Source organism: Flavobacterium sp. LHD-85 (genome assembly GCF_030929595.1).
GTDB lineage: Bacteria > Bacteroidota > Bacteroidia > Flavobacteriales > Flavobacteriaceae > Flavobacterium.
Window position 1 is genome coordinate 46956 of the sequence record NZ_JAVFVR010000009.1, and the last position, 12742, is coordinate 59697.

The 12742-nt window shown below is 32.6% G+C and carries 12 protein-coding genes; 5 read left to right on the forward strand and 7 right to left on the reverse strand.

The genetic code is table 11. The features are described 5' to 3' along the window. Position 1: 1 nt before the first annotated feature. Positions 2–454, reverse strand: a complete 453-nt coding sequence (locus RB618_RS15440) for a type I restriction enzyme HsdR N-terminal domain-containing protein (RefSeq protein WP_308069564.1) — start codon at positions 452–454, stop codon at positions 2–4. Between the two features lie 93 nt (positions 455–547). Between RB618_RS15440 and holA the strand changes: the two genes are divergently transcribed. The 3 genes from holA (at position 548) to ettA (ending at position 3548) form a co-directional block, all read left to right on the forward strand. Next, on the forward strand, positions 548–1552 hold the full coding sequence (gene holA / locus RB618_RS15445) for a DNA polymerase III subunit delta (protein WP_308069565.1): 1005 nt from the start codon (positions 548–550) through the stop codon (positions 1550–1552). Positions 1553–1613: 61 nt separating this feature from the next. Continuing rightward, positions 1614–1796, forward strand: a complete 183-nt coding sequence (locus tag RB618_RS15450) for a CAL67264 family membrane protein (protein ID WP_008464023.1) — start codon at positions 1614–1616, stop codon at positions 1794–1796. A 60-nt stretch (positions 1797–1856) separates the two neighbouring features. After that, positions 1857–3548 (forward strand): energy-dependent translational throttle protein EttA, encoded by a 1692-nt coding sequence (gene ettA, locus RB618_RS15455; protein WP_308069566.1) that lies wholly within the window; start codon positions 1857–1859, stop codon positions 3546–3548. Positions 3549–3710: 162 nt separating this feature from the next. On the opposite strand, the gene RB618_RS15460 is transcribed toward ettA, so the two are convergent. Beyond that, positions 3711–4124, reverse strand: a complete 414-nt coding sequence (locus RB618_RS15460; protein WP_308069567.1) for a DCC1-like thiol-disulfide oxidoreductase family protein — start codon at positions 4122–4124, stop codon at positions 3711–3713. A 244-nt stretch (positions 4125–4368) separates the two neighbouring features. After that, positions 4369–6534 (reverse strand): DNA mismatch repair protein MutS, encoded by a 2166-nt coding sequence (locus RB618_RS15465; protein WP_308069568.1) that lies wholly within the window; start codon positions 6532–6534, stop codon positions 4369–4371. Positions 6535–6646: 112 nt separating this feature from the next. On the opposite strand from RB618_RS15465, the gene RB618_RS15470 reads away from it, so the two are divergent. Further along, complete coding sequence (locus tag RB618_RS15470) at positions 6647–7315, forward strand: uracil-DNA glycosylase (protein ID WP_308069569.1); 669 nt, start codon at positions 6647–6649, stop codon at positions 7313–7315. Between the two features lie 136 nt (positions 7316–7451). Here the strand turns inward: RB618_RS15470 and RB618_RS15475 are convergent, their stop codons facing one another. The 4 genes from RB618_RS15475 to RB618_RS15490 all read right to left on the reverse strand — a co-directional run bounded on the left by RB618_RS15475 (position 7452) and on the right by RB618_RS15490 (position 11279). After that, complete coding sequence (locus tag RB618_RS15475; protein ID WP_308069570.1) at positions 7452–7826, reverse strand: DUF4258 domain-containing protein; 375 nt, start codon at positions 7824–7826, stop codon at positions 7452–7454. A gap of 36 nt (positions 7827–7862) precedes the next feature. Beyond that, positions 7863–9062, reverse strand: coding sequence for an alanine dehydrogenase (locus tag RB618_RS15480; protein WP_008464031.1), 1200 nt, complete (start codon positions 9060–9062; stop codon positions 7863–7865). Positions 9063–9213: 151 nt separating this feature from the next. After that, positions 9214–9621 carry a tRNA (adenosine(37)-N6)-threonylcarbamoyltransferase complex ATPase subunit type 1 TsaE gene (gene tsaE, locus RB618_RS15485; protein ID WP_308069571.1) on the reverse strand — a complete coding sequence of 136 codons (408 nt, stop codon included), beginning with the start codon at positions 9619–9621 and terminating at the stop codon, positions 9214–9216. Between the two features lie 104 nt (positions 9622–9725). Next, the gene (locus RB618_RS15490) at positions 9726–11279 is read right to left on the reverse strand and encodes a bifunctional response regulator/alkaline phosphatase family protein (protein ID WP_308069572.1); all 1554 of its coding nucleotides are present in this window, start codon (positions 11277–11279) and stop codon (positions 9726–9728) included. A 223-nt stretch (positions 11280–11502) separates the two neighbouring features. Here RB618_RS15490 and RB618_RS15495 point away from each other — a divergent pair, with 223 nt between their 5' ends. Then, positions 11503–12732 (forward strand): HD domain-containing protein, encoded by a 1230-nt coding sequence (locus RB618_RS15495; RefSeq protein WP_308069573.1) that lies wholly within the window; start codon positions 11503–11505, stop codon positions 12730–12732. The last annotated feature ends 10 nt before the right edge of the window (positions 12733–12742 follow it).

Sequence of the window (12742 nt, forward strand, 5' to 3'; positions counted from 1 at the left end):
ATTAATGGTTTTCTTTATAGTCAGGCAGGTTTCTCAAGAACTCATATCTTTCGTTTTCAAAATCCATCTGACAGTAAAAATGGTTTAGTCCGTTTGTGACATTCAAAAACCGTGCCTGCATTGTCATGTTATAACGGGCAATTTGATCAAAAGTTGCCTGCGATATTTTTACTTCTGGTGCTTTGCACTCTACTAATATATGTATAGAACCGTCTGGATTAAATACGACGACATCGTATCTTTTTCGCAATCCGTTGACAGTTAAAACTTTCTCTACGTTAATGAGTGATTTGGGGTATTTTTTCTCGTGCATTAAAAAATGAACAACGTGTTGACGAACCCATTCTTCTGGCGTAAGAATTATAAATTTTTTCCTGATTTCATCAAAAATAGACACTTTATTTTCGCTATTTTTGAATCGGAAAGTGTAAGCTGGAAAATTTAGTTTAAGCATAAAGCAAAAATAAAAAATAGTTTCAGGTTTCAAGTTTAAAGTTTCAAGTTTTGAAGCAGAACTTGAAACTTTAAACTTGAAACAAAAGATTGAATGGACGAAGTAGTAAAAATTGTTAATGATATAAAAGCTGGAGATATTAAGCCGATCTATTTTTTAATGGGTGAAGAACCTTATTATATAGATAAGTTATCAGAGTATATTGAGGAGAATGTTTTGGCTGAAGAAGAAAAAGGTTTTAATCAGACAGTTTTATATGGAAGAGATGTTTCTGTAGATGACATTGTTTCAACTGCTAAGCGTTATCCAATGATGGCTGAACGTCAGGTTGTTATCGTGAAAGAAGCACAGGATTTATCCAGAACAATTGATAAAATTGAGTCTTATGTAGAAAACCCGATGCAAACAACCGTTTTGGTTTTTTGCTATAAATATAAAACGCTAGACAAACGAAAAAAAGTTACTAAACTGCTAGGGCAGAAAGGTGTAGTTTACGAAAGTAAAAAATTATACGAAAATCAAGTAGGTGATTGGATTAAGCGTGTTTTGGCAGGCAAAAAGTATACTATCGATCCAAAAGCTAATGCAATGTTAGTGGAGTTTTTAGGAACAGATTTGAGTAAAATCAATAACGAACTTGAGAAACTGCAGATTATTTTACCGCAAGGGACAATGATTACTGCAGAACATATTGAAGAGAATATTGGTTTTAGTAAAGATTATAATGTATTCGAACTACGAAAAGCAATTGGAGAACGTAATCAATTGAAAGCATATAAGATTGCAGAAAATTTTGCTCATAATCCCAAAGAATATCCTTTGGTTATGACAACTGGTTTGGTTTTTGGTTTTTTTGTTCAGTTGCTTAAATATCATGGATTAAAAGATAAAAGCGCTAAAAATGTTGCGTCAGCACTTGGGGTAAATCCGTATTTCTTAAAAGAATATGATTTGGCAGTAAAAAATTATCCAATGCGAAAAGTAAGTCAGATTGTTGGTGCTTTACGTGATATTGATGTTAAGAGTAAAGGTGTGGGAGCTAATGCTTTACCTCAATCTGATCTGTTAAAAGAAATGCTTTATAAAATTTTTAATTAAGCCGTTAAAATTCACGATATTTGCCTTTCTAAAAAACTTGCAATAAAATATTTATAAAACTATGGGAATGAATAAAAATACCATTTTAGGATGGGCCACTTTAATAATGGTGCTAATGGGATTGTTGCTTATAGGTCTTGGGATCTTTAGGTACAGTGATGTTTCAGGCTGGGGATTTGGTGCTGTTGGAGTTGGTTTTTTTGCAAATGCCTGGGTATTCAATGCTTTAAAAGGCAGGGTTTAATGTAAATCTCAGCAATAGTAATCTCAAATCTAATTAAATAATTAAAATAAAATATAAAAAATGTCAGACGATAAGAAAGTAATTTTCTCAATGCAGAAATTGAGTAAGACCTATCAAGGAGCAGACAAACCAGTTCTTAAGAATATTTATTTGAGTTTCTTTTACGGAGCAAAAATTGGTATTTTGGGACTTAACGGTTCTGGAAAATCTTCACTTTTAAAAATTATTGCAGGAGTTGATAAAAATTATCAGGGAGATGTAGTTTTTCAGCCAGGTTATACAGTTGGGTACTTGGAGCAAGAGCCAATTCTTGATGATTCTAAAACAGTTATCGAAATTGTGCGTGAAGGTGCTGCTGAAACTATGGCAGTTTTAGAAGAATACAATAAAATCAATGATTTGTTTGGTCTTCCAGAATACTATGAAGATCAGGATAAAATGGATAAATTGATGGACCGTCAAGCAGCATTACAAGATAAAATTGATGCTCTTGGTGCTTGGGAAATCGATACAAAATTAGAGATCGCAATGGATGCATTGCGTACTCCAGAAGGAGACACACCAATTAAAAATCTTTCAGGAGGTGAGCGTCGTCGTGTAGCTTTATGTCGTTTGCTGTTGCAACAGCCAGATGTATTGTTGTTAGATGAGCCTACCAACCACCTTGATGCTGAGTCTGTTTTATGGTTAGAGCAACACTTAGCGCAATATTCAGGAACTGTAATTGCTGTAACGCACGACCGTTATTTCTTGGATAACGTTGCTGGATGGATTTTAGAGTTGGATAGAGGAGAAGGTATTCCATGGAAAGGAAACTATTCTTCTTGGTTGGATCAAAAATCTAATCGTTTGGCTCAAGAAGAAAAAGTGGCTTCTAAACGTAGAAAAACTTTAGAGCGTGAGTTGGAGTGGGTTCGCCAAGGAGCAAAAGGTCGTCAGACAAAACAAAAAGCGCGTTTGCAGAACTACGACAAATTATTGAATGAAGACCAAAAACAATTGGATGAAAAGTTAGAGATTTACATTCCAAATGGTCCTCGTTTAGGAACAAATGTTATTGAAGCTAAAAATGTTGCTAAAGCATTTGGCGATAAATTGTTATATGATAATTTAAACTTTACTTTGCCGCAAGCAGGTATTGTTGGAATTATCGGACCAAACGGTGCTGGTAAATCTACTATTTTCAAAATGATCATGGGCGAACAAGCTACTGATAGCGGTGAATTTACAGTTGGTGAAACAGTAAAAATTGCTTACGTAGATCAGTCTCACTCGAACATAGATCCGAATAAATCAATCTGGGAGAATTTTGCAGACGGTCAAGAATTGATTATGATGGGAGGTAAGCAAGTAAACTCTAGAGCATACTTATCTCGTTTTAACTTTGGTGGCGGTGAGCAGAACAAAAAAGTTTCAATGCTTTCTGGTGGAGAACGTAACCGTTTACACTTGGCTATGACTTTGAAAGAAGAAGGAAATGTACTTTTACTGGATGAGCCTACGAACGACCTTGACGTAAATACACTTCGTGCACTTGAAGAAGGTCTAGAGAATTTTGCTGGTTGTGCCGTGATTATTTCTCACGACAGATGGTTCTTAGATAGAATTTGTACACACATCTTAGCTTTTGAAGGAGATTCTGAAGTTTATTTCTTTGAAGGAAGTTTTACTGAGTACGAAGAAAACAAAAAGAAACGTCTTGGTAATGACTTAACTCCAAAACGTATTAAATACAGAAAATTAATCAGATAAGAGTCTGAAATTTTTAAATATAAAAAATCCCAAATTCCAATTGATGTGAATTTGGGATTTTTGTTTTTATTAGGTTTTTTTCGTTTTGTTTGTCATTTCGAGGAACGAGAAATGACAATATTGAGCTAAATTGGAATTTGGAATTTAAATAATTGGAATTTTCTAAAGAAACTTAGATTTCAATTCTGCAGTAGGTATCATGCAGCTTTCTTTCTTGCCGTACCAATTGTATCTGTTCTTTGCAACATAATCATAAATTCTATCACTTATGAAAATGGGTATAATTCTAAAAATAGGAGTCAGTTTCCAAATACCGCCAAAATTTTTAGCAATTTCAATAATCGCTGACGATTTATAAAAGTAAGCTGTTTTTGGATCATACAAAATAATGCTGTCCATTTTAGAAAAGCTGATTCCTAAGTGTTTACAAATCGAAATTCCTAGATCAGATTGTAATGCGACAAATCTAAAAATATCTTTTCGATCATGTTTTATAATAAACTGTACAGCTGAACTGCATAGATTACAAACTCCATCAAAAAGAACTATTTTTTTATTTTCTGGAAGGCTTTCCATTTTAGAATATTTATTTCAAGTTTTATACAATAAGGAATGTAAAACAGGAATTGCGTTATTATTTGTTTTATCTATTAAATTAATAAATTCTATAAAGGTTGTTAATTGAAAACGGCTCTTATAAATTGCTTTAACAGGCTTTTTAGAAAATACAAGTGTAATTTTATCTATAATTAAAAATTATGTCTTAAATCGCTTTATTTTAATTTTTAGCTTTTTTGGTCATGTTTTAAGACTGAAAACTTTATTTTTTAACAGCCTCAACCAATTCCAGTTCGTCCAAACTTACTTTCGAAGTAAAAATCCCATAATTAACCGTTGCTTTATTTTTTTCGATAGAATCAATACTTCCAACAGATCTTCCATCAAGCATTCTTACTCGGTCGCCAACTTTTAAAATTGGTTTTGGTTTTTCAACAACTGGTTTAAGTTTCTTCTCTTTTTTCTCTTTTCGAATTTCTTCAACTTTTACTTGAACTTCGGCAATAATCTCTTTTTGTTTTTCAACTTTTGCTTTTACTTCTTTTGGAGTTGCTTTTTTTCGTTTAGAATTTTCAATCTCAACAATTTTCAAAAATTCGCCAATAAGCTCTTTCTTGTTTTTATTGTTGAAATATTTTTCAGCAATATCATCAATTTTTTGCCCGATGTAAATTATTTTTTGATTACTGTCATATAATTCCTGATAGCTTTCTAGTTTCTGCTGAATCTTAGTATTGATGTTTTCCATCTTTTTACTTTCCTCTCGAGCACGCGTTTCTTCTTCTTTTAAATTTAAAGAAGTTTTTTCTAATTTGGAACGCTCTTTTTGAAGAGTCGCGATAGTTTTATCAAAACGAACTTTTCCAACTTCAATTTTCTTCTTCGCACGATTAATTAATCCAAACGGAATTCCATTTTTTTGAGCGACTTCAAAAGTAAACGAACTTCCTGCTTGTCCTAAAGCTAATTTATACATTGGTTCAAGAGATTTTTCGTCAAACATCATATTCGCATTTGTAGCATAAGGCAATTCGTTTGCCAAAATCTTCAAATTAGAATAATGCGTTGTGATAATTCCGAAAGCTTCTCGATGGTAAAATTCTTCTAAGAAAATTTCAGCCAAAGCTCCTCCTAATTCAGGATCAGAACCTGTACCAAATTCGTCAATTAAAAACATGGTTTTCTTGTTGCATTTCTTCAAGAAATAATTCATGTTTTTTAATCGGTAACTGTATGTACTTAAATGATTTTCAATAGATTGATTATCTCCAATATCGGTTAATATTCGATCGAACAAGAAAGTTTCACTTCTTTCGTGAACTGGAATCAAAATTCCAGATTGCAACATTAATTGTAATAATCCAACTGTTTTTAAGGAAATGGTTTTTCCACCAGCGTTTGGTCCCGAAATTACAATAATTCTATTTTCTTGTTTTAGCTCAATTGTCTGCGGATGCGTAACTTCTTTTTTCTGTTTATTGTTGAGATACAAAATCGGATGATACGCTTCTCTAAAGAATAATCTTCTTTCGTCTGTAATAGCTGGAAGAATTCCGTTAATACGATTTGCATATTTTGCTTTTCCGGCAACCACATCAATATCACTTAAAAAATCTTGATATTCTATTAATAAAGGAAGATAAGGACGAATGATATTTGATAAATTTTTTAAAATTCTCGTAATCTCTTCTTTTTCTTCATATTCCAGGTTGGCTAATTCTCTAGAATATTTTAATGTTGCTTCTGGTTCAATATAAGCAATACTTCCAGTTTTGGAACTTCCTAAAATAGAACCTTTTACCTTACGACGATACATAGCTAAAACTGCCAAAACTCTACGGTTTTGAACGAAACTTTCTTTAATGTCATCTAAATATCCTAAACCGTTGTATTGAGTTAAAGCCGAACCAAAGCTTTGATTAACTTTACCGCGAACCAGATTCATATTTTGACGAATTCCAGAAAGAGCAGGAGAAGCATTGTCTTTTATTTCGCCATATTTGTCTACAATTGCATCAATTGCAGTAATGATGTCTTTAGTTAATTCTACACGTGAAGCCCTTGCATTTAAATTTGGATAATAATCGTCAAACTTCTTAAGGAAATTCAACAAGACATTTGTTGTTGCAGAAAGGTTGGCAATTTTTCTAAAACTTCCAACTTCAAGAAAACTGTCTTCTATGGCCAGAAACTTGATTTCGTGCGTGATGGCGTCAAATCCGTGATTTGGAATGGCGTTATTATTCTGGAAAGAAGATACATACTCTGATGTCTGCATCAAAGATTGCATTAATTCTTCTTTGTCTCTAAATGGTTTTATTTGTAAAGCCTTTTCTTTTCCGATATCAGTATTGCAGCCATCTGAAATGGTTTCTAATACGGTTGGAAATTGTAAGTCCTGTAATGTTTTTTCTGTAATAGATATCATTATATATCGTAAGTTGTAAAGATTTCAAAGTTACAAAGTTTTAAAAACTTAATGGCACTAATAATTGGTAGTTTGAATAAAAGTTTGCTTTATTTGTAATAAAAATTATAAAATGAAAATTAATTTAGCTCAAGACTGGCAGGGTATTTTAAAAGATGAAATAGAGAAACCGTATTTTCAGGAATTAATGGCTGCGCTTGATGTTGAATATAAAACACATACTTGTTATCCGCCTGCAGAGTTAATTTTTTCAGCTTTTGAAAATTGTAGTTTTGATGCTGTAAAGGTTGTTATTATTGGTCAAGATCCTTATCATGGAGAAGGAGAGGCTAATGGTTTAAGTTTTTCTGTAAATGATAATGTTAAGATACCGCCTTCATTACGTAATATATTCAAGGAGATTATTACGGATTTTGATTCGATCTTTATGCCAACTTCGGGCAATCTTAAAAATTGGGCTACACAAGGTGTTTTACTTCTTAATGCTTCTTTGACAGTTAGAAAAGATAGTCCAAATAGTCATAAACATTTAAAATGGAATCTTTTTACAGATGCAGTGATTCGTGCTATTTCTGATCAGAAGGAAAATGTAGTTTTTCTTTTATGGGGAGGCTTTGCTCAGAAAAAAGGATCAAAAATTGACAGGTCAAAACATAACGTTTTAGAATCGGGCCATCCTTCGCCAATGAGCGCAAATCAAGGGAAATGGTTTGGAAACAAACATTTTAGTCAGACAAATGATTTTTTAAAATCCAAAGGATTAGAAGAAATTGAATGGTAGTTTTTCTTAAAAAGTTGCTAAGATTCTGAGTTGCTAAGGGGTAAAGGGAAAAACTTTGTGTCTTTGCGAGAAATATTTGTCTCTAAAAAAAATCTTTTGAATCTGCAAAATCTGCGAGAAACAAAAGATTTGATTTTTATTTTTTTACAATTTCTTCTAAAACGGCTTTGTTTTCATAATTCACCACTTTTAGAATAATCTCTTGATTTTTTACTGTTTTTCCTTCAATGATATACAATTTTCCTTTGTTGAAAGGAACATTGCTTTGATCAAAATCTACATCTCCGTAAGTTAATGTGTTTTTGACATCAGCTGTATCAACCCATTTTTCGCTTAAAGTCTGAACAGCTTTTTCAGAATATTGAAATGGTTTTGTTCTAAGATTGTTTAAAACTCGGGCATTTGGGAAATAATTGCATCGGGTGTCTTTTCCGATAAAAAATCCTGATACAATAAAACATCCCATTACGAGACCAATCAAATAATATGCAAAGCGGTATGCGAACTTCATGAAATAAAATTTTTGCAAAGGTACGCTAAAGTTTCCTTAGAATACAAGTAAATTAATATCGTTATCTGGAAGATCAAACCAGTCGCCAATTGCTTTATTGGTTAGAATTCCGTGATACAGATAAATTCCGTTTTTAAGGCCTTTATTGCAACGAATGGCACTCTCAATACCACCATCTTCGGCTATCTGATGCAGATAAGGTGTTAAGATGTTACTTATTGATAATGAGGCAGTTTTAGAATATCTTGAAGGGATGTTTGGTACACAGTAGTGCAGAACATTGTTTTTTATAAATGTTGGTTTTTCATGAGTGGTAACTTCCGAGGTTTCGAAGCAGCCGCCAGTATCTATGCTGACGTCAACAATTACGGCACCTTTTTTCATGTGCTCCACCATTGTTTCATTCACTACAATCGGACAGCGTTCTTTACCGCGCATCGCGCCAATCGCAACATCACAACGTCTTAATGCTTTTAGTAGGCCTTTTTGCTGTATAGTTGAAGTGAAAATTCTTTGATTTAGATTGTTTTGCAAACGACGCAATTTAGTAATTGAATTATCAAAAACTTTTACGTTAGCTCCTAAGCCAATTGCAGTTTTAGCTGCAAATTCGCCCACAGTTCCAGCGCCAAGAATTACAACTTCAGTAGGAGGAACGCCAGTTATGTTTCCAAATAAAAGTCCTTTTCCAAATTCGTTTGTAATCATCAATTCGGCCGCAATAAGTATTGAAGCAGTTCCTGCAATTTCACTCAAAGATTTTACTGCAGGATAAGAACCGTCTTCGTCTTTTATATATTCAAAAGCTAAGGCAGTGATTTTCTTTTTTGCTAAAGCCTCAAAGTATTCTTTCTTTTTGGTTTTAAGTTGAATAGCCGAAATGATAACCGTTTCGGGATTGATCATTTCGATTTCAGTTAAAGTTGGCGGTTCTACTTTTAATAGAAACGGACAGCCAAAAACTCTTTTAGTGTCTTTTGTAATTTCTGCACCAGCATCTGCATATTCTTTGTCGGTATAACTTGAACTCTCTCCAGCGCCAGATTCTATCATAACGCGATGCCCTTCATAAGTTAAAGAAGCGACTGCATCAGGCGTAAGACAGATACGACGTTCTTGATAACTTGTTTCTTTAGGGATTCCTATAAAAAGTTCTCTTTTAAAACGACCAACCTCAAGTTTTTCTTCCTGCGGTATTAATTGTTGTTTTGTAAATGGAGTTAACGTGATTGACATGGATAGTGCAAAAAATTAAGAGTACAAATTACGTAAAAAGTTTTAAAATTAGTGTAAAAATTCTGCTAATACTCAACGTCAAAAGTTAAGAAACCATAATAACTGTCAATAAAGAGCAGATTTTTCAGTTGTAGATCTTCTATTAAAAGTTTTAAACCAATTCTAGTTCTCTTTTTCCGTCAGAAAGTAATTTGATGTTTATTGTAGAATGTTCTTCTGGAATCAAATTTGCAATTTTTTCAGACCATTCAATAAAACACCAATTTCCAGAATACAGATAATCATCAACTCCCATATCTAGTGCTTCGGTTTCTTGTTTTATTCTATAAAAGTCAAAATGATAGACTTTTTTTCCGTTTGGAATTTGATATTCGTTTACTAAAGAAAAAGTAGGGCTGCTAGTTGCGTCAGTAATTCCAAGGTTTTTGCATAGCTGTTTGATTAAAGTTGTTTTTCCAACTCCCATTTCTCCATTAAAAAGGATAATTTTGTTAGGATTTGAAGCTATAATTTGCTCTGCAACTTCTTGAATTTGATCTAATGAAAAAACGATGTTCATTGCTGTGTTTATTTTTGCCACGAATTTCACTAATTTTCACGAATTAATTTATTTTTTATCTAAAAATAATTAGTGAAAATTAGTGAAATTCGTGACGATAACTTTTATTTTGGATTAAAGACTAAAAACGGTATAATCATTTCTTCTAGGGAAATTCCGCCGTGCTGATACGTATTTTTGTAGTAACTCACATAATGATTGTAGTTGTTTACGTAAGCCAAGAAAAAATCATTTTTGGCAAAAATAAACGAACTGCTCATGTTTATGGCCGGCAAACCAATTGTTTTAGGCTCTTTTACCACATAAACGTCTTTTTGCTCGTATGTTAAACTGCGTCCAGTTTTGTAACGCAAATTTAGACTTGTATTTTTATCTCCCACAACTTTCGACGGATTTTTTACATTTATTGTTCCGTGGTCTGTGGTTAGAATGAGTTTGAAGCCTAAAAGTTGTGCCTGCTGAATGATTTCTAATAAAGGAGAATTTTTAAACCAACTTAAAGTTAAAGAACGATAAGCTTTATCATCTGAAGCCAATTCTTTTACTACTTCCATTTCGGTTTTAGCGTGTGAAAGCATGTCGACAAAGTTGTAAACTACAGTAACTAAATCATTTCCTTTTAAGGCTTTGAAGTTTTCAGCCAGTTTTTTTCCGCCAGCGTAATTGGTGATTTTAAAATAATCTTCCTTGATATTTAAACCTAATCTTTTTAATTGAGCCGATAAAAATTCTGCTTCATAAAGGTTTTTTCCACCATCTTCTACGTCATTTTTCCAATATTCAGGAAACTGTTTTTCCATTTCTAAAGGCATTAAACCAGAGAAAATGGAGTTTCTAGCATATTGTGTGGCAGTTGGAAGAATAGAGTAGTACGGAACTTCTTTTTCCAGTTTGTAATAATTTGAAATTACGCCTTCAAAAGCTTTCCATTGGTCGTAACGAAGGTTATCAATAACCACAAAAAGAATTGGTTTATCTTTCTTTTTAAGTTCAGGAACAACAAGTTCTTTAAATAAAGTATTAGATTGTATGGGTTTATCTGCTTTTGGAGCAAACCAATCTTCGTAGTTTCGTTCAATGAATTTTCCGAATTGAGAATTCGCTTCTACTTTCTGAGATTCCAAGATTTCAATCATCGCTGTGTCGTTGATGTCTTCTAGTTTTAATTCCCAAAAAAGCAATTTTTTATACAGTTCGATCCAGTCTTCATAAGAATTAACCATTGCTAATTCCATTGAGATTTTTCTGAATTCTTTCTGATAATCTAAAGTAGTTTTTTCTGTAATCAATCTAGAATCATCTAGATTTTTCTTTAAACTCAAAAGAATCTGATTTGGATTTACGGGTTTGATCAGATAATCAGCGATTTTAGAACCAATGGCTTCTTCCATAATATATTCTTCCTCGCTCTTGGTAATCATAATCATCGGAATAGCTGATTTTTTTTCTTTCATTTCAGAAAGCGTTTCTAAACCGCTCATTCCTGGCATGTTTTCATCTAGAAAAACAATATCAAAGTTATCTTCTTCAAATAAGGCTATTGCGTCAAGGCCATTATTGCAAGTTGTAACTTCGTAATTCTTTTTTTCTAGAAATAATATGTGTGGCTTTAGAAGATCGATTTCATCATCGACCCAAAGTATTTTTATCTTATCCATAAATCAATTTAATTTTACTGCAATTTAAAGTTATAGAACTTAAAAAGTATTAAAAATAGTATAAAATTACCAAAGTTGACGAACGATTTTGACTTTGATTTTAACATTTTTAAATGTATTTTATTGATAATCACACTAATTCATTATGTGATTTTTAAATAAAAAACACAAAACTCTTTATACTTATTTACTTATATTTGTTGACCAAAAAAATAGCCAGACTGTGACTCAGATCAACAAATTAAAAATATTCAACGATCCTATATATGGTTTCATTACGATTCCGAATGAACTGGTTTACGACTTAATTCAGCATCCCTATTTTCAGCGTTTACGCCGTATTTCACAGATGGGATTATCATATTTGGTATACCCTGGTGCGAACCATACTCGTTTTCATCATGCTCTTGGATGCATGCATTTGATGAAGAAAGCTATTGATACGCTTCGTTTCAAAGATGTTGTTATTTCTGAGGAAGAGGAAAATGCGCTTTTGATTGCAATTTTACTTCATGATATTGGGCACGGGCCATTTTCGCATGCAATGGAAAAAAGTATTGTCGAAGATGTGCATCATGAAGCTATTTCGCTATTGTTTATGAATCAGCTGAATGAAGAGTTTGATGGAAGGTTAAGTTTGGCAATTCAGGTTTTTAAAGGAGAATATCACAGAAAATTCATGTTACAATTGATTTCGAGTCAATTGGATATGGATCGAATGGATTATTTAAAACGTGATAGTTTTTATACAGGTGTTGCGGAGGGTAACGTCAATTCTGAACGTTTGATTCAGATGATGAACGTAGAAAATGATGTTTTGGTAATTGAAGAAAAAGGAATTTATTCTGTCGAGAAATTCCTGCTTTCGAGAAGATTAATGTACTGGCAGGCCTATTTGCACAAAACAAGTTTAGTAGCCGAATTGATTTTAATGAAAGTGCTGAAAAGAGCAAAAGAGCTGACTTTAAAAGGGATTAAACTACCTTGTAGCGAGCCTCTCATGTACTTCATGCAGAATAAGATTACACTTGAAGATTTTGATGCTGAGAAATTAGATTTGTTTTCACAATTAGATGATTTTGATATTATAAGTGCGTTAAAAGCTTGGCAGAGACATAACGATTTTATACTTTCTACCTTAAGCAAAATGATCATTAATAGAGATTTGTTGAAAATTAAGCTTAGTGCAGAAAAAATTCCAATGGAAGAATCACAATCTTTAAAAGAAGAATTTGCAGAAGCGCATCAAATTTCGGCTGTAGATGCTGGATATTTTATTTTTAGAGGAAAAATAAAAAATCAGGCATACAGCAAAGAAGCAGAACCTATTCGTATTTTGAAAAAAGATAAAACAATTGAGGATGTTGTTGAAGCTTCTGACCAGCTGAATTTGAAATCGTTATCTAAATTGGTAACAAAATATTATATCTGTTTTCCAAAACAACTTATATAAAATTAACATT